The organism is Nocardioides sp. T2.26MG-1, assembly GCF_950101795.1.
In the GTDB taxonomy this organism is placed as follows: Bacteria; Actinomycetota; Actinomycetes; order Propionibacteriales; family Nocardioidaceae; genus Nocardioides.
Genome location: NZ_CATNLZ010000001.1, coordinates 945675 through 962551 on the forward strand (window position 1 = coordinate 945675; position 16877 = coordinate 962551).

At 72.5% G+C, this 16877-nt stretch carries 18 protein-coding genes, 1 pseudogene and 1 riboswitch; of the genes and pseudogenes, 9 read left to right on the top strand and 10 right to left on the bottom strand.

The window, feature by feature from the left end; genetic code table 11:
- The first annotated feature begins 949 nt into the window (after positions 1 to 949).
- Positions 950 to 1468 carry a hypothetical protein gene (locus QQZ14_RS04655; protein WP_284533009.1) on the top strand — a complete coding sequence of 173 codons (519 nt, stop codon included), beginning with the start codon at positions 950 to 952 and terminating at the stop codon, positions 1466 to 1468.
- A 46-nt stretch (positions 1469 to 1514) separates the two neighbouring features.
- Here the strand turns inward: QQZ14_RS04655 and QQZ14_RS04660 are convergent, their stop codons facing one another.
- Complete coding sequence (locus QQZ14_RS04660) at positions 1515 to 3098, bottom strand: MFS transporter (protein WP_284533010.1); 1584 nt, start codon at positions 3096 to 3098, stop codon at positions 1515 to 1517.
- A 216-nt stretch (positions 3099 to 3314) separates the two neighbouring features.
- Between QQZ14_RS04660 and QQZ14_RS04665 the strand changes: the two genes are divergently transcribed.
- Together QQZ14_RS04665 and QQZ14_RS04670 are read left to right on the top strand one after the other, a co-directional pair.
- Complete coding sequence (locus QQZ14_RS04665; RefSeq protein ID WP_284533095.1) at positions 3315 to 4226, top strand: RNA polymerase sigma-70 factor; 912 nt, start codon at positions 3315 to 3317, stop codon at positions 4224 to 4226.
- Positions 4227 to 4304: 78 nt separating this feature from the next.
- Positions 4305 to 5207 carry an arginase family protein gene (locus QQZ14_RS04670; RefSeq protein ID WP_284533011.1) on the top strand — a complete coding sequence of 301 codons (903 nt, stop codon included), beginning with the start codon at positions 4305 to 4307 and terminating at the stop codon, positions 5205 to 5207.
- A gap of 39 nt (positions 5208 to 5246) precedes the next feature.
- Here QQZ14_RS04670 and QQZ14_RS04675 read toward each other — a convergent pair whose 3' ends face one another.
- Positions 5247 to 5597 carry a hypothetical protein gene (locus QQZ14_RS04675; RefSeq protein ID WP_284533012.1) on the bottom strand — a complete coding sequence of 117 codons (351 nt, stop codon included), beginning with the start codon at positions 5595 to 5597 and terminating at the stop codon, positions 5247 to 5249.
- Between the two features lie 194 nt (positions 5598 to 5791).
- Positions 5792 to 7546 carry a cytochrome bc1 complex cytochrome b subunit gene (qcrB, locus tag QQZ14_RS04680; protein ID WP_284533013.1) on the bottom strand — a complete coding sequence of 585 codons (1755 nt, stop codon included), beginning with the start codon at positions 7544 to 7546 and terminating at the stop codon, positions 5792 to 5794.
- 207 nt (positions 7547 to 7753) lie between these two features.
- Between qcrB and QQZ14_RS04685 the strand changes: the two genes are divergently transcribed.
- The 4 genes from QQZ14_RS04685 (at position 7754) to QQZ14_RS04700 (ending at position 10314) form a co-directional block, all read left to right on the top strand.
- Positions 7754 to 8155: a hypothetical protein gene (locus QQZ14_RS04685; RefSeq protein WP_284533014.1), complete on the top strand. Its 402-nt coding sequence runs from the start codon at positions 7754 to 7756 to the stop codon at positions 8153 to 8155.
- Positions 8156 to 8204: 49 nt separating this feature from the next.
- Positions 8205 to 9026 carry an NAD(P)H-binding protein gene (locus QQZ14_RS04690; RefSeq protein WP_284533015.1) on the top strand — a complete coding sequence of 274 codons (822 nt, stop codon included), beginning with the start codon at positions 8205 to 8207 and terminating at the stop codon, positions 9024 to 9026.
- Positions 9027 to 9097: 71 nt separating this feature from the next.
- Positions 9098 to 9559, top strand: coding sequence for a GNAT family N-acetyltransferase (locus QQZ14_RS04695; RefSeq protein WP_284533016.1), 462 nt, complete (start codon positions 9098 to 9100; stop codon positions 9557 to 9559).
- A gap of 119 nt (positions 9560 to 9678) precedes the next feature.
- Positions 9679 to 10314, top strand: a complete 636-nt coding sequence (locus QQZ14_RS04700; protein ID WP_284533096.1) for a dihydrofolate reductase family protein — start codon at positions 9679 to 9681, stop codon at positions 10312 to 10314.
- Between the two features lie 27 nt (positions 10315 to 10341).
- Here the strand turns inward: QQZ14_RS04700 and thiD are convergent, their stop codons facing one another.
- The 7 genes from thiD to QQZ14_RS04735 all read right to left on the bottom strand — a co-directional run bounded on the left by thiD (position 10342) and on the right by QQZ14_RS04735 (position 15804).
- Entirely contained in the window at positions 10342 to 11151 is an 810-nt protein-coding gene (thiD, locus tag QQZ14_RS04705; protein ID WP_284533017.1) for a bifunctional hydroxymethylpyrimidine kinase/phosphomethylpyrimidine kinase, read from the bottom strand.
- Entirely contained in the window at positions 11148 to 11726 is a 579-nt protein-coding gene (locus tag QQZ14_RS04710; protein ID WP_284533018.1) for a thiamine phosphate synthase, read from the bottom strand. The genes thiD and QQZ14_RS04710 overlap by 4 nt, the downstream gene beginning before the upstream one ends.
- Positions 11723 to 12496: a thiazole synthase gene (locus QQZ14_RS04715; protein ID WP_284533019.1), complete on the bottom strand. Its 774-nt coding sequence runs from the start codon at positions 12494 to 12496 to the stop codon at positions 11723 to 11725. The genes QQZ14_RS04710 and QQZ14_RS04715 overlap by 4 nt, the downstream gene beginning before the upstream one ends.
- Before the next feature lie 4 nt (positions 12497 to 12500).
- Entirely contained in the window at positions 12501 to 12701 is a 201-nt protein-coding gene (thiS, locus tag QQZ14_RS04720) for a sulfur carrier protein ThiS (RefSeq protein ID WP_284533020.1), read from the bottom strand.
- 6 nt (positions 12702 to 12707) lie between these two features.
- Positions 12708 to 13841: a glycine oxidase ThiO gene (gene thiO, locus QQZ14_RS04725; RefSeq protein ID WP_284533021.1), complete on the bottom strand. Its 1134-nt coding sequence runs from the start codon at positions 13839 to 13841 to the stop codon at positions 12708 to 12710.
- A complete protein-coding gene (gene thiE, locus QQZ14_RS04730) occupies positions 13838 to 14464 on the bottom strand; it encodes a thiamine phosphate synthase (protein ID WP_284533022.1) in 627 nt (208 codons plus the stop codon). The genes thiO and thiE overlap by 4 nt, the downstream gene beginning before the upstream one ends.
- Entirely contained in the window at positions 14461 to 15804 is a 1344-nt protein-coding gene (locus tag QQZ14_RS04735; protein ID WP_284533023.1) for a cytosine permease, read from the bottom strand. Before QQZ14_RS04735 ends, thiE begins: the two co-directional genes overlap by 4 nt.
- Positions 15794 to 15906: riboswitch (TPP riboswitch) on the bottom strand. (Overlaps the previous gene by 11 nt.)
- A 69-nt stretch (positions 15907 to 15975) precedes the next feature.
- Here QQZ14_RS04735 and QQZ14_RS04740 point away from each other — a divergent pair.
- Positions 15976 to 16608, top strand: coding sequence for an SCO6745 family protein (locus QQZ14_RS04740; RefSeq protein ID WP_284533024.1), 633 nt, complete (start codon positions 15976 to 15978; stop codon positions 16606 to 16608).
- Positions 16580 to 16867: pseudogene (locus QQZ14_RS04745) on the top strand (helix-turn-helix domain-containing protein); the annotation flags it as partial. The gene QQZ14_RS04740 and the pseudogene QQZ14_RS04745, both read left to right, overlap by 29 nt.
- Positions 16868 to 16877: the final 10 nt, after the last annotated feature.

A 16877-nucleotide genomic window follows, 5' to 3' on the forward strand; every position in this document is an offset into this window, starting at 1 on the left:
TCGAGGCGAGCCCCGCACGTTGACGAGGTCAGGGGCGTTTCGACAAGGTTCGCCGCGGCAGGTGCGGCGAACGTCGACCTTTCGACGGCAAGCTCGACATGGCTGGCGAGGTCAACCGGCCATAGGTAGTCGAGCTGACGACGTCGATGAGGGCCGTACTACGCCGTGTGGTGTTCACCGCCGGCGACAGCTCCTGTGGGGCCCTGTGTGCTCCCGGCATGCGCGCATCCGTCGCGGCACTGGCCCGAGAGCGGGTGGCGGGGGGACCGTCTCGTACCTGCATCGTGATCGATTGCCCTGAGCCGCGCCGCAGCCTGCTGCGCAGACCTCGATGCCGCACACAGTGACGACCCGCTGTCACGGCCGAGAGCCACCGGTGCTGTAGACATTGCGCACGGCGACGAACCGAAGGTCTATGTCGCTGCCTCGACGAATGACGTCTCGCTTCGTGCACGAGGCGAAGAAACGCGAGCATGGGTCTGGACAACGGCGGCTACAACACGCCCTACATCGACGTCGACGTCACGTCGATGCGTGACGCCGCACAGGAGCTTGCGGGCACGGCGAACCGGCTGGTCGACGACATCGACGCGCTGACGGACAAGGCGGCGCTCCCGCTGGGGACCTTCGCCCCTGACGCTGACGTCCACCGCGCGTATGCCTTCTGGTGGGGCCGCTGGTCGGCGCTCGTCGAGACGGCGGAGCCGGCGATCCGCGGCGCCGCGACCACGACCGCCGAGGGCCCCCCTGTCCGTCACCGACTCGGACATCGACGCCCTGCTGCAGGACTTCCTCGACTCCGAGCGCGCTCGCCGCCGGGGGTGCCGTTGGGCGTCGACCTGCTCGACGTGGCACCCCTCGGGCTCGCCGCAGCGACCTACGAGGCCTGGACCGGTGAAGCCGCCGACCTCGAGCCGCCAGCGGGCGACGTCGACGACGTGAACCCCCCGTGCTCTGGTGCTGGACCGACGACGATCCGACCCGGCTGGCCGCCGCTGTCGCCGCCGAGCTGCCCGACCACGAGGCCGACGCCGAGCAGGAGTACGGCACGCTGTCGCCGGTCGTCGTCCGACCGCCGGAGGGCGTCGTCGACCAGGCCGACCTCCTGAACGACCTGCGGACGGTGGCCGCCACCGGTGCGCCCGCGTGGGTGGGGCTGCTGCCGCGCGGTGGCGTCCTTCCGCCAGGGGTCGCGCCGGAGCTCCCCGAGTCGGGCGTCGTCGACCACCTCTGGCTTCGCCGCGACTGGGCCGGCGACCTGCTCCCGGCCGTCGCCGACGCCCTGGCGGACGCGTCGACCGAGGAGGTCGCCGGCGTGCTGTTCATCACCGGACCCGACCCGCGCAGACCCGGGCCCGCCGACCTCGTCTGGACTCCGATGGTGCGCTACCAGCGCCTGGTCGCGGCGGCCGCGCTGCTCGGCGAACGACTGCGTGCCGATACCGCGGGGCCGGAGATCGTGATCTGACCATCGTGGGTCACGACGTGCCGACGATCTGGTGGCGTCGGGTACGTCACTTGCGACCGTCCACATCGTGGCCGTCCGCCCGCGGGGCGGTGTGCCTCGGCCCGCGCAGTGCTGTGTAGACGGCGAGCACGCCCATGACGGCGACGCCGACCCACATGGATTGCTGCCAACCCTCGATGTAGGACTCCCTCGCCGCGTCGAGAAGATACTGAGCCTGGGGGCCGGCACCGCCCGAGGCCTGCACCGCGGTGGCGATGCCCTCCCGGGCCGTGTCGGCCGTCTCGTCGGGGACGCCCGTGAACCTCTCGTCGATGGCCTGGCGGTAGCCCGCCGTGAGGATGGCGCCCAGCATGGCGATGCCGAGCGCGGTGCCGAACTCTCGGGTCACGTCGTTGAGGGCCGAGGCGACGCCTTGCTTCTCTCGCGGAAGGGAGCGGGTGATGGCTTCGGTGGAGGGCACCATGGCCAGGCCCATTCCGACGCCCATGACGACGATGCCGGGCAGGATCGACAGGTAGCCGTGCTCGACCGAGACGGTCGTCGCCATGAGGGCGAGCCCGGCGCCGGTCAGGGCGATTCCGGCGGTCATCGTCCGGCCTGGGGTGATCCGGGAGGTGAGGCGAGGCGCCAGGCCGGACGCCGCCATCATCGCGGCAGCCATCGGCATCAGCGCCGCCGCCGACAGGAGCGCCGACCAGTCGAGCACCGCCTGGAAGAACGGGAACAGGACCACGAACGTCCCCGACTGGACACCGAAGACGACGAGCAGCGTGATCGAGCCGCCGGACAGGCCGCGCTCGCGGAACAGTCGGATGTCCAGCAGGGAGGCGTCGCGGCGACGCAGCTCCCACAGGACGAAGCCGGCCGTTGCGATCAGCCCGACCGCGAGGACGGCCAGCGTCTCCGGCTCGGTCCAGCCGCGCTCGGGCCCCTCCTGCAGGACGAAGACCAGGCCGCTCACGGCGACGACGGACACCAGCGCTCCGACGGAGTCGAAGGTGTGGGCGGGCCGCTCGCGGGAGTTCGGTACCGTCACCATGGTCATGGCCAGGGCCACGACGACCAGGACGATGGGCAGCGTGAACAGCCAGCGCCAATCGGCGATGTCGACGAGCAGGGCGGCCAGGAACATCCCGAGGATTCCTCCGCCACCAGCGACGCCGGTCCAGACCCCGATGGCCTTCCCCCGCTGATCCTCCGGGAAGGTCGACGTGATCACGGCCAGGGTGACGGGCATGATGATGGCAGCGCCGACACCGCCGGCCACGCGCGCGGTCAGCATCACCTCGGCGCTCGGGGCCAGGCTCGCCACGACGCTGGCGGCGCCGAAGATGCCCAGCCCCGCGATCAGCATCGGCCTGCGTCCCAATCGGTCACCGATCGCGCCGAGCGGCAGCAACAGGGCCGACAGCGAGAGCGTGTAGATGTTGATGATCCACAGCACCGTGGACTGGGAGGTCTCCAGGTCGACGGCGATCTCGGTCTGGGCGACGTTCAAGCCTGAGACGGAGGCGATGACGGCCATCAACGCCATCGAGACGGTGATCAGGATCCAGCGCAATCGGCGGGCATCCGGTGCGTCCTCGACGGCTCCATCCGTCGGCGCCACCTGTGCACGGTCGGTACTCATGGCTTCCTCTCAGTTGCTCGTGGAGTCGAATGCAGTGGCAGACGACGGACAGAAGAAGCCGATGAGCCATCCGGTGTGACAGTCGGCCGCTGTGGGCATCACGACGGCGCGCCGATGTCACACGGCGGCCGTGGTCGACGTCATATGCCTGGAACGGTCGACCATGAGCAACCAGGAGGTCCCGTGAACGAGCCGCTCGAGCCCGGTGGGCGAGCCATGGACGGCGAGGACCGCCGCCCGGAGGCCCGGATCGGCTCAGCCACGCAGGCCTTCGTGACCCACCGCAACCTGCTGTTCACCGTCGCCTACGAGATGCTCGGCTCGGCCGCCGACGCCGAGGACGTGCTGCAGGAGACCTGGTTGCGATGGGTACGCGTCGATCTCGACGCCGTGCGTGACCAGCGCGCCTACCTGATCCGGATCACCACCCGCGAGGCCTTGACCCGTCTGCGCACCCTCCGCCGACGCAAGGAGTCGTACGTCGGCCCCTGGCTGCCGGAGCCCCTGCTGACGGCCCCCGACGTGGCGCACGACGTCGAACTCGCCGACAGCGTCTCGATGGCGATGCTGATGGTGCTGGAGACCCTCACGCCGACCGAGCGGGCGGTGTTCGTGCTCCGCGAGGTGTTCGACCTGAACTACGACGACATCGCGGCGGCCGTCGGCAAGAACGCCGCCGCAGTCCGCCAGACCGCGCACCGGGCACGAGCGCATGTCGCGGCGAGGCGACCGCGCGGGGACGCGTCTCCGGCAGAGATCCGACGAGCGCTCGAGGCGTTCCAGCTGGCGATCGAGACCGGCGACCTGCAAGGACTGATGAACATCCTCGCCCCGGACGTCGTCGCCCTGGGCGATGGTGGTGGACTCGCCAAGGCGGCGCTGCGACCCATGGTGGGTGCTGACCGAGTCGCTCGCATGCTCGAGGTCGGCCTGCCCAGGGTCGGCGGCGAGCTGGCTGCGCAGCCCGCCCAGATCAACGGTGGGCCGGCACTGATCATCCGGCTCGACGGACGGATCGACCACGTGCTCTCCATCAGGATCGACGACGGGATGATCGGCGGCATCTACATCGTGCGCAATCCCGAGAAGCTCTCGCGCGTCGAGCGGGAGACCGTCGTCAGTCGCTGACCCGCGCCGCAGGCGACGGGTGCCAGTGAGCACGAGCCGCTCGGCCGAACGGTCGACCGGAGCGGGCCGGGAGGACCAATGCACCTGATATCGGCACCGACCAACCTCGGCCTGCGGCCTCCCGAGCCCGGGGCAGTGCCCGGCACGGCGAAGGCGCCCGAGGCGCTCCGAGAAGCGGGCTTGTACACCCGCCTCTCCTCGCTGGGCGCCGTCGACAAGGGGGTGGTCCTCCCGGGTCGGTACGTCGACGCGGCCGTGCCGCCGGGACGAGTCCGCAACCAGGAGGCGATCGTCGATCACACCAAGCGCACCGCTGACCGTGTCGGCGCGGCGCTCCGGGAAGGCGTGCCGTGCCTCGTGCTCGGCGGCGACTGCAGCGTCCTGCTGGGCGTCGGGCTCGCCCTCGCTCGCGCGGGTGCGGGCGAGTACGGGCTCGTGCACATCGACGGACACACCGACTTCCGCGGCCCGCACAACAGCGACGCCTACGGAGCCGTCGCCGGCGAAGACCTGGCCGTGGTCACCGGCCGCCACCTCGACGAGCTCTCGAACATCGAGGAGCGCGGCCCCTACTTCGACGTTCGGCGCACCGTCCACGTCGGTCATCGCGACGACGACGAGCACGCGGAGCAGCTCCGGGACCTGCTTGCCCACGTCATCTCCAGCCGGACGGTCGTCGCGGAGGGAGCCGCCACCGTCGGTGACCGGATCGCCGCTCACTTCGCGCAGAGTTCGGCGGGCTACTGGCTGCACATCGACCTGGACGTGCTGGATCCGAAGCTGATGCCGGCTGTCGACAGCCCTGACCCGGGCGGCCTCGATGCCGGCGCGCTCACCGAGCTGCTGGCTGCGCTCGCCCGGGACGCCGTCGGCGCGTCTGTCTGCATCTTCGACCCGGACCTGGATCCGAGCGGCCACCTCGCCCACCTGGTCTCCGACATCGTGGTGGCCGGACTCGCGGACCTGGGGTTGAGCCACTGACCCTGGCGCATGCCAGGCGCGGCCGACGGCCGCGAACCGTCACGATGGCGCGCGGCGATCCTCGACGCGGACCAACGTCGTGTACGTGGTGGCGTCGACCTCGGCGAGGTGGAAGGGCCCCGGCGGGGCCTGGCCCGCGAAGGAAGCGAAGACGGCCGCCAGCGCGGGGCGGCGGCGGTCTCGCAGGCTCCGCTCGAGCAGGGAGATCCATCGCCGGTCGAACGGGACGGGGGAGCGGACGACGAACCTCCAGTGGTCGGCGTGCTCCACGGTCACCAGGTCGTCGCGCCACAACCTGAGGACGCGCTCGGCCGGCGGCAGGTGGTGATGGCCGGGGAACCCCAGCTCCGGGTGGGCGAAGTCGATCGATCGGCCGGGCTCGACGACCATCCGAAGGAGCGGGACCCTGGCGGGTCCCCGCCGTCTCCGCGCCCCCCGCCCACGCGTCAGGTAGCCGAGCTGGTGGGCGGTGATCTCCTCGCTGTGCGCGACTCGCGGCCGCCTGCCGTCGACCAGGGTGAGCGGCGGCGCACCGGTCGTACCCCTGGGCACGCGCAACGCGCCGGCGCCGCGCCCCCGCCGGGTCAGCACTCGTCCTCCAGATGCGGGTGCGCGTGCCGCTCGCCGGCCTCCCGGGACCCGACGGTGTGCTCGGCGGGTTCCCGGTCGTCGCCCTCCGGGTGGCGCCGAGCGGCCAGGACCTCCTCGGCGGCGGGCTCGTCGACGTTGTCGGCGAACATCAGCTCGGACAGCCTGTGTCGCAGCCGATCCGTCGGGTGGCCGCGTCGGGGAATGCCGTGCAGGTCCGTCTTCGGCGGCGGGTCGATCGGCTTCGGCCGCCCATGTGCAGTGAGGATGTAGGCCCGGTCCCTCGGCAAGGGGCGATGCGCCTCGCTGTAGCCACCGCTCGGTGAGCGGACGATGACGCCGGTCTCGACGCCGTGGACGAGGCGGTCCCGGTCGGCACGCTGCAGCGCGATGCACCAGCGTTTGGTGATGGCGAAGGCGATGGGCGGCCCTACGACGATCAGGACCCGGAGGGCGTAGGTGATCTCGTTGATCGACAGGTGCAGCTTGATCGCGATGATGTCGTTGCCGCCGGCGGCCCAGGCGATCCCGTAGAAGGTCATCAGTGACACCACGAACGCCGTCCTCGTGGCGGCGTCCCGAGGCCTCTGCAACAGGTGGTGCTCCTGCTTGTCGCCCGTGACCCACGCCTCGACGAACGGCAGCATCGTCACCACCAGAAGCAGGGCGGGAGGCGCGACGAGGATCGGGAGCAGGATGTTCCACGAGATCGTGTACTCGCCGAACAGGTGCGTCTCGAGTCCGGGCATGATCCGCAGCAGGCCGTCCGGCCACCCCATGTACCAGTCGGGCTGGACGCCTGCGGTGATCTTGCTGGGGTCGTACGGCCCGTACTTCCACACCGGGTTGATGGAGACGAGGGCACCGAGAACGGTGAGGACGCCGAACACGATGAGGAAGAAGCCGCCGGCCTTGGCCATGTAGACCGGGAAGAACGGGTAGCCGACCACATTGCCGTTCGTCCTGCCGGGACCTGGCCACTGCGTGTGCTTGTGGTAGACGACCAGGATGAGGTGAACCGCCACGAGCGCGAGCAACAGCCCCGGGATCAGCAGCACGTGGAAGATGTAGAGCCGGGAGATGATCGCGTCACCTGGGAACTCGCCGCCGAAGGTGAGGAACGACAGGTACGTGCCGACGACCGGGGTCGCCTTCAGGAACCCGTCGAGCGCGCGCAGCCCCGTGCCCGAGAGCAGGTCGTCGGGCAGCGAGTAGCCGAAGAATCCCTCGAGCGTGCCGAGGAGCAACATCGTGCACCCGACCACCCAGTTGACCTCGCGCGGCTTGCGGAAGCTGCCGGTCAGGGCGTGGCGCACCAGGTGGATCAGCATCGCCGCGATGAAGATGTGCGCGGACCAGTGGTGGATCTGCCGGATCAGCAGCCCACCCCGGACGTCGAAGGAGATCTCCAGCGTCGAGGCGAACGCACGTGACATCTCGATCCCACGCAACGGCTCGTAGGAGCCTTGGTAGCGGGTCTCGGCCATGCTCGGGTCGAACCAGAACGTCAGGAAGATGCCGGTGACCAGCAGGACCGTGAAGCTCCACAGCGCGAGCTCGCCGAAGAGGAACGACCAGTGGTCGGGAAAGACCTTCCGCAACGAGAAGATGCGCCGGTTGAACTTGGCCAGCCCGAGGCGCTCGTCGGCCCAGGTGCCGACGGTCCCGGCGCGGCTGTGGGCGCTTGGCGTGGCAGGTTCGGTCCCATTGGTCGAGGCGACCCGGGCTGTGGCATCTGCCGCCGATGGCATGTGTGACTCCTCGCGTGAGAACTTCCCGCCACACACGAGACGACCGATTCCGCGAGTTTGTGACATCCCTGGACGGGTCGTCGCAGCCGGGTGTGGCCGCCCGAAGGCCGGCCGAGCCCGCCGAGATGTCACAAACGGGACGGTTGCAGCGTCTTCTGCAGCGCGAGCCTCGACCACCGATGCCCGCTGCCCAGGACGGAGGCCCCGATGTCGGACCACTCGCGCGTGCTCGCCGGAGTCTTGCTGCTGTCCCTGGTCACCGTCGAGCTCGGCGGGCTCTACGTGTTCTCGATCCTCAGCAGGAGGGTGCCGGCAACGCCGTTCCAGGAGCGGTTCGCGCGCGCCGGGCACGCCCACGCCGGCGTGTTGCTGATCCTCAGCCTGGTCAACCTCCTCTACGTCGAGCTGATCGATCTGGGCGGTCCTTGGGTCTGGCTTGCGCGCGCCGGGATCCCGAGCGCCGCCCTCCTGATGCCCGCGGGATTCTTCCTCGCCGCCGCCGGGGCGGGTCGCACGCGACCCAATGGCTTCGTCGTGCTGCTGCCCGTCGGCGGTGTCGTGCTCGCCGTCGGCCTGCTGACGACCGGTGTCGGGCTGCTGACCGCATAGCGACCGACGGGGTCGCGCCAGGGAGGAACCACGAGAGAGGACTCAGGAGATGTACTTGGTGACCGGTGCCACCGGGAACGTCGGATCAGAGGTGGTCAAGGCGCTCGCAGCCGCAGGTGAGCCCGTGCGCGGCCTGGTGCGCCGGCCGGGAGGGATCCCTGGCGCCCAGGTGGTCGTCGGCGACCTCGCCGATCCGGACTCGATGTCCGAGGCGCTGGCCGGCGTCCGCGCCGTGTTCCTCCTGCCAGGGTTCGCCGGCCTCCCGCGGACCCTCCGGCTCGCCGGGGAGGCCGGGGTCGAACGCGTCGTGCTGCTGTCGGGAGGATCGGCGGCGAGCGGGGACACGACCAATGCCGTGGCCCGCTACATGATCGAGTCCGAGCGTGCGGTCGAGGAGTCGGGACTCCGCTGGACATTCGTCCGCTCCGGGGCGTTCATGTCGAACGCGCTGCGATGGCGTCCACAGCTGGCGGCCGGCGACGAGGTGCGGGTCTCGTTCCCCACGGTGCCCGCAGCGGTCATCGATCCCTTCGACGTCGCCGCCGTCGTCACGGAGGCACTTCTGGGTGATGGGCATGCAGGAGCCGTCTACCGGGTCTCTGGGCCGGAGTCGATGCTGCCCGAGGCTCAGGTGGCCGTGCTCGGCCAGGTGCTGGGCAGAGACCTGCGGTGCGTGGGGCTCAGCAACGGAGCGGCTCGGGTGGAGATGGAGGCATCGATGCCGCGCGAGTACGTCGAGGCGTTCTTCAGCTTCTACGTCGACGGGACGCTCGACGAGTCCGAGGTGCTGCCCACGGTTGAGGAGGTGACCGGCCGGCGGCCGCGCACGTTCGAGCAGTGGGCACGCGCGCACGCCGCGGAGTTCGCCTGAGCCGACGAGAGACACCGGCTCAGCCGCCGAGAGGCGAGGGCAGCACCGCGGTCGCGGGTTAGGTTGTCGAGGTGCTGCCAGCGCCCACCCGCCGACTCCGCTTCCGTGAGATGACCCGGGCCGACCAGGCCGACATCGCCAGGCTGGACACCGGCGGATCCCGTGGCCCGGCGGACTGGATCGAGTGGAACCTGGGCAACTACGCCGAGCACGGCTTCGGGCTCTGGGTGGTCGAGACCCACGACGGCGACTTCATCGGCGACTGCGGACTGACGATGCAGGAGGTCGACGGCGACTGGCTCGTCGAGGCCGGGTGGCACGTCCGGCCGGATGCGCGCCGGATGGGGTACGCCTCGGAGTCCGCAGCAGCCGTCCGTGACGCAGCCGCCGAGTCCGGGATCTCGCACCTGATCGCGATCATCCGGCCCCACAACATCGCCTCTCAGGGAGTCGCCGCGAAGATCGGCCTCCGGCTCGAACGCGAGGTGCACAAGAACGGCGGACCCGCACTGGTGTTCGGCGCCGACCTCTGACCACGACGGCGGTGGCCACCTCATGAAGGACGGGCCCGTGGCGTTGCGGCGATGAGTTCCGTCGTCTCAGGAGGTCCAGTCACCACACGAATGCGTCGGAAGGAACAGCAGTGCCCCAGATGGTGAGGGTCCACAACTTCAACGTGTCGAGCGACGGGTACGCCGCCGGGGAGGGTCAGAGCCTGGAGCGCCCGTTCGGCCATGCCGACCCCGCCGCGCTGTTCTCGTGGACCGGCGCGACGGCGAGCTGGCCGACGCGCACGGACCCCGGCGGCACCCGCGGCCTCGACGACTACCTGGTGCGCGACTTCCACCGCAACATCGGCGCAGAGATCATGGGCCGCAACAAGTTCGACCCGCACCGTGGTCCGTGGCGCGACCTCGACTGGCAGGGCTGGTGGGGTGACGAGCCGCCGTTCCACACCCCGGTCTTCGTCATGACCCACCACGAGCGTCCGTCGTTCACGCTCTCCGACACCACGTTCCACTTCGTCAACGGCGACGCCCAGGATGTGCTGGAGCTCGCGCTGGCAGCCGCCGACGGCAAGGACGTCCGCCTCGGGGGTGGCGCGGACACCATCCGGCAGTTCCTCGACGCCGATCTCGTCGACACGTTGCACGTGGCCGTCGCCCCGGTGGAGCTCGGCGCCGGATCCCGGCTGTGGAGCTCTCCCGAGGAGCTCCTCGACCGCTACCACCGCGACGTCGTGCCCAGCGACAGCGGTGTCGTCCACCACCTCTTCTGGCGGAAGTGACCGGGCGACATCGATCGCGCTGACGTCTCAGCGGTGACTGTCGGCGAAGTGGTCCAGGGGGCCGTGGCCGTGACCGAGCTGCCAGGACGCTCCGCTGCTGAGCGCCCGGAAGACGTAGTCCTTGGCCGTCCGGAGCGCCTCGGCCGGCGTCGCTCCTGCGGCGAGCATCGCGGCCACCGCCGCCGCGAAGGTGCAGCCGGTGCCGTGGTTGTTGGCCGTCGGCACGCGAGGCGCCGAGAGGTCGTAGACCGACGTACCGTCCCAGACGACGTCGACGGCCTGGTCCGTGCTGTCGGCGACGGGGTGGCCGCCCTTGACGACGACGGCGGCCGGGCCGAGAGCTCCCAGGGCCCGAGCCGCCTCGCGCTGCTCGGCGAGACAACGGATCGGTACGCCGAGCAGCACCTCCGCCTCGCGCAGGTTGGGCGTCACCAGGGCCGCGTGCGGCAGCAGCTCCTCGACGTAGCGCGACTCGGCCGCGGGATCGAGCAGGTGGTCGCCGCTGGAGGCGACCATCACGGGGTCGACGACCAGGTGCGGCAGTCGGCCCGCCGCGGCGAGCTCGGCGACCGCGGAGACGATGAGGGGGGTGCCGAGCATGCCGGTCTTCACCGCGGCGACGGCGAAGTCGTCGAGGACCGCCTCGACCTGCGCGACGACGAACTCCGCCGGCACCGGGTGGATGCCGGCGACGCCGCGGGTGTTCTGGGCGGTCAGGGCGGTCACCGCACAGGTGCCGTAGACGCCGAGCGCCGCGAACGTCTTCAGGTCGGCCTGGAGGCCCGCGCCCCCACCCGAGTCGGAGCCGGCGATCGTCAGTGCGACGGCCGGCGTCATGCGGCCGCCCGCGAGAGCGCGGCGAGGTAGGTGGCCACGAGCTGGGGGGTCCGCATGACCGGCCCCATCACCGCGACCCCGGAGGCCCCCGCCGCGAGGCAGTCCGCGACGTCCGGCGGCTGGACGCCGCCCAGCGCATACACCGGTGTCGTGGCGACCGGGGTGAGCGCGGCGAGCCCCTCGACGCCGAGCACGGGCCCGTAGCCGGGCTTCGACGCCGTCGCGAACACCGGCGACAGCGTCACGTAGTCGCTGCCCTCCGCGCCGGCGGCCGCCAGCTCGGCCGCGTCGTGGCAGGAGCGGCCGACCAGCGCCGGCCGCGGCGACGGGAACGCATCGCACGCGGCGAGGTGGACGGCGTCACCGCAGGCGCCGGCGAGGATCAACAGCCCTCCGGCGGGCGCCAGGACGAGGCGGAGCTGCTCGGCCAGCTCCGCTCGGGGGGTCTTGGCCAGGTCCTTCTCCCGGAGCACGACGGCCCGGGCGCCGGCGTCGACCGCCGCCGCGACGACCTCGACCAGCGATCCGGAGCACTGGGTGCGGTCGGTGAGGACCAGCAACGACGGCAAGCTCACAGGTCGGGCCGCCCCTCCATCGCGGTGGACGCGAGGGCGTGCCAGCGGCGCGGGATCCGGCCGGCGCGGGCCGCCAGCCGCCCTGCCTCGACGCCGTGCCGCATCGCCAGCGCCATGCGTTCCGGGTCCCGGGCACGGGTCACGGCCGAGGCGAGCAGCACCGCGTCGCACCCGAGCTCCATCGCCGCCGCGGCGTCCGAGGCGGTGCCGATGCCGGCGTCGAGGATCACCGGCACCGACACCAGCTCCCGGATCAGCGCGATGTTGTGCGGGTTGCGGATCCCGAGCCCGCTGCCGATCGGCGACCCCAGCGGCATCACCGCCGCGCATCCGGCGTCGGCGAGCCGGCGGGCCAGGATCGGGTCGTCGCTGGTGTAGGGCAGCACGGTGAACCCGTCGGCGACCAGCTGCTCGGCGGCGTCGAGCAGCTCGATCGGCTCGGGCAGCAGGGTCTGCTCGTCGGCGATGACCTCGAGCTTGACCCACGCGGTGCCGAAGACCTCGCGGGCGAGGTGCGCGGTCCGCACCGCCTCCCGTGCCGTCATGCACCCGGCGGTGTTGGGCAGCAGCTGCACCCCGCAGCGGTCGAGGACCTCCAGCAGGCCGGTGCCGGTGGACGCGTCGACCCGGCGCAGGGCGAGCGTGACCAGCTGCGTCCCCGAGGCCAGGACCGCGCGCTCGAGCACCTCCAGGCTCGGTACGCCGCCCGTCCCGAGCAGCAGCCGGGAGGTGTACGTCGTCCCCGCGAGCAGGAACGGGTCGTCGGTCATCGCGTCACCCTCCTGCCGTCGCCGCGAGCAGCTCGATCCGGTCGCCGGGGCCGAGCCGGGTCGTGTCCCACTGGCTGCGCGGCACCACGCAGGCGTTGACGGCGACCGCGACCCGCCGGTCCCCGTCGACCCGGTTGCGGACCAGGGCGGCCACCGTGATGCGATCGGGGACGTCGGTGGCGCTGCCGTTGATGGTGATCTGCACTCTCGTTCACCTTTCGAGTCGGTCGAGCGTGAAGGGCCTCGCGACCTCGGGCAGCGCACCGGTCACCACCAGCTCGGTGATCGCGTCGGCGGTCACCGGGGTGAGCAGGACGCCGTTGCGGTGGTGGCCGCACGCGAGCACCAGACCGGGCAGCGGCGACGTGCCGAGGATCGGGGCGTTGTCGGGCGTCCCGGGTCTCGGGCGCGCGAGCGCCTCGACCAGCTCCAGCTCGGCCACCCCGGGCACGACCTCGATCGCGTCGCGCAGCAGGTCGTGCACCCCGCCGGCGGTGACCGTGTCGCCGAACCCCTGCTCCTCGACCGTGGCGCCCACGATCAGCCGGTCGCCGGCGCACGGAACCAGGTAGACGTGGCGACCCCGGACCAGGGCCCGCACCGTCCCCTCGAGGAGTCCCGAGGCGTCCCGGAGTCGCAGGACCTGCCCCTTGACCGGTCGGACCGGCAGCGGTGGCACTCCCGGCAGGCCCGCGCTGCGTGCGCCGAGGGCCAGCACCACCGTGCCCGCCGTGACGACGTCGCCCCCGGCGAGCTCGAGACCGGCCGCGCGCCCGTCCCGGACCTCCAGGGCAGTCGCCTCCGCCCGCACCACCCGGACCCCGGCCGACATCGCCGCCGCCAGCAGCGCGGCGTGCAGCGCCCGGGCATCCACCGAGTGGTCGCCCCCGACGTGCAACGCGCCGCGCAGGCGCGGGGTGAGGGCCGGCTCCCGGCGTCGCACCTCGCGGGCGGTGATCCGCTCGGAGCTCAGCCCGAGCTCGCGCTGGAACGCGTGCAGCAGGTCGAGGGCCGCCATGTCGTCGGCGTCGAACCCGACCACGCATGTGCCGGCCGTGCGCAGGCCGACCTCGAGCCCGGTCTCGCGCTCCAGCTCGGCCACGAATGCCGGAAAGGACGCCAACGACGCCCGGCACAGCTCGAGGAGCCGCTCCTCCCCGTAGCCGGCCTCGGCGACCGGCGCCAGCATCCCGGCCGCGGCGTACGAGGCGCCGGACCCCGGGGCCACGTCGACGACCGTCACCGACAGGCCACGCTGGGCGCAGCGCCAGGCGATCCCGAGGCCGATCAGCCCGCCGCCGGCGACGGCGACGTCCACCCGGTCGACGGCCACGTCGCGGCTCATCGTGCTCCCGCCAACGAGCGCAGGAGCTCGCGCGTCGCCTCGGCCGGGTCGGCCGCCTCCGAGATCGCGCTCACCACCGCCACCCCGTGCGCGCCGGCGGCCAGCAGCTCGGGGACCTGCCGGGCCGTGACACCGCCGATCGCGACGACCGGGACACCCACCGCCCGGGCGACCGCGCCGACGGCAGCCGGACCGAGCGGCGCCGGCAGTCCGGCCTTCGTCTCCGTGGCGTACGCCGGCCCCACGCCCAGGTAGTCGGCCCCCTCCGCGACCAGGGCGGCGGCCCGCTCGGGATCCCGGACCGTGGCCCCGACCAGGTGGCCGGGCCCCGCGATCCGGCGTACCGCCGCGACCGGCAGGTCCTCGAGACCCACGTGCGTCCCCGCGGCACCGGCGGCGAGCGCCACGTCGACGCGGTCGTCGACGATGCAGGTCGTCCCCGCGGGGGTGCAGATCTCCACCGCACGACGCGCCAGCTCGTAGAGCGCGCGGTCGGTGCCGTCCTTGGCGCGGACCTGCACCACGGGCGCGCCCGCGGCGACGGCGCGGGCGATCACCCCGAGCGCGTCCCGACCGGTGCGCGCATCGGTGACCACGTGCAGGCGGCCCACCCCGGGGCTCATCGCAGGCTCCGGGCGCGCACCGCGGCCGGCAGCGTGAGCAGCGCGGTGAGGACCATCGCGAGCCCGAGGCTGACCAGCGACGCCGACATCCCGTTGGCGGGGTCGATGCCGAGGTCGCCCTGACGGGCCGACCACCACGTGGTCCACCCCGCCCCCGGACCGGCGAAGAAGGTCGGCAGCGTGAGCTGGTAGGCGACGAAGCCGGCGACCCACGGCACCGCCAGCAGCGGCCGCGCCGGCGCCGTCTCCGAGACGTCCCACGCCCCGCGAGGCACCAGGTAGTAGACCACGACGAGCACGCCGACCAGCGGGACGAAGACCGAGCCGATCAGGAACAGGAACGGCTCGTAGGCCACGATGTCGAAGCCCAGCGCCAGCAGCGTCGCCGCCGACCCCACGCCCACCGCGAGGACCCGGCGGTCCCACCGGGCCACGATGTTCTGGCTCGACACGGCGGTCGAGTAGATGTTGGCGAAGGCCTCGTCCAGCTCCACGACCACCAGGACCAGGAGCGCGAGCCCGCCGAGCGGCGCCGCCAGGAGCGCGTCGACGACGTCCAGCCCGCCGGCGCCGTACGCCGCCAGCGCGAGCATGCCCAGGGTGAAGAAGACGACGGTCGCCGCGCCGTAGCCAACGGCCGCGCCCACCCCCGCCGACCGGGTGCTGCGCACGTGCCGGGTGTAGTCGGCGGCCAGCGGAGCCCACGAGACGGGCAGCGCGATCACCACGTCGACCGCGGACCAGAACGAGGTCGCGCTCCCCACCTCAGCCCGGGCGGGCAGGGGCTGGCGGAGCACCTGGACGAACAGGTACACCACCGCCGCGAGGGCGACCCAGACCGCGTACCGCGCCAGCAGCCGCACGACCCCCAGTGGGCGCAGGGCCATCACGGTCGCCGCCAGCCCGGCGAGGACGACGTACGGCCACTGCGGCCCGCCGACGATGCGCGAGGCCGACTCGGCGATCACCACGATCTCGAACGTCGCCCACCCCACGCACTGGGCCAGGTTCGCCACCGTGGGCACGTACGACGCCCGGCCGCCGAGCAGGCCCCGCAGCAGCACCATCGCGGGGACGCCCTCGCGGGCCCCCGGCGCGGCCGCCAGCCCCAGGAGCGCTCCGCCGATGACCGCGCCGACCACGATCGCGAGCAGGCTCGTCCAGAGGGGGCGGCCCGGCAGCACGACGTACACGGCGGCCACCGGCAGCAGGAGACTGATGCCCAGGTTCCACCAGAACGCGGTGCTCGCGACGAGTCCCAGCGACCGCGGTGGAGGCTCCGCCAGCGTCAGCGGTGCGTCCGGTGTCCCGCTGGGACGAGGCTCGACAGACGTGTCCATGCGCGCTCCCTACGCCGGCATTACCCGGTCAGGTTCAAGCGGTCAGCGGCACATCCAGCCGCAATCTCAGCCCGGTTCCTCCGAGCACCCGCACACAACGACCCGCACCATACACGCCGGTCGAGCGCCCGCGGGACGACGACCGACGCCGGGCGGTGTAGGACTGCGGGCATGACCAACCACGGACCCCAGACGGCCCGACGGCTCTGGCAGCTGCTCGAGCCGATCCACGCCGTCACCTACTTCTCGCCCGAGCCGCTGGCCGCGCTGCGGGCCGCGGGCTACCGCGGGTTCTGGATGGGCTACTTCGCCGGGCGCGCCGCGCCGCTGGGCCCGGCGTCGGCCGAGCTCACCCACGCGGTCTTCTACAACTTCGCGTTCGAGCACGTGGCGCGGGCGCTCCCGGACGCCTGGGGGTACGCCGCCCCCGAGGCAGCCCTCGCCGCCCGGCTGGAAGGGTCGGTCGCCGCCCTGAATCGACACCTCGGGGGCCGCCACCTCGGGGGAGGTACGCCGGACGCCGCGGTCGGCCGGGCCGCGGAGCTCGCCGAGCGCGCCGCCGGGGCCGCGCCGCTCGAGGGGCGCCCGCTGTTCGCGGCCAACCGCGCCCTGGCCCAGCCCGACGAGCCGCTCGCCCGGCTGTGGCAGGCCGCCACCCTGCTGCGCGAGCACCGCGGCGACGGGCACGTCGCGGCCCTGGTCACCGCCGGGATCGGGGGGGCGGGAGTCGCACGTCCTCCACGCGCTCGCGACGGGGACCCCCGCCGAGGTCTACGCGATGGCCCGCAGGCTCGGACCGGGTGAGTGGGACCGGCTCCGCGCCGGGCTCGAGGGGCGGGGCCTCATCGACCCCGACGGATCGCTCACCCCCGCCGGCCGGGAGCTCAAGCAGTCGGTGGAGGACCAGACCGACCGGGCGGCGGCGACGGCGTACGCCGGCCTCGACGAGCACGAGATCGACCAGCTGGTGGCGGACCTTCGACCGATCACCGCCGCGGTCGTGGCCACCGGTGAGATCCCGGCCCGGACCCCGATCGGCCTCGACCTGGACGACGCTCGGTGACGCCCGGTAG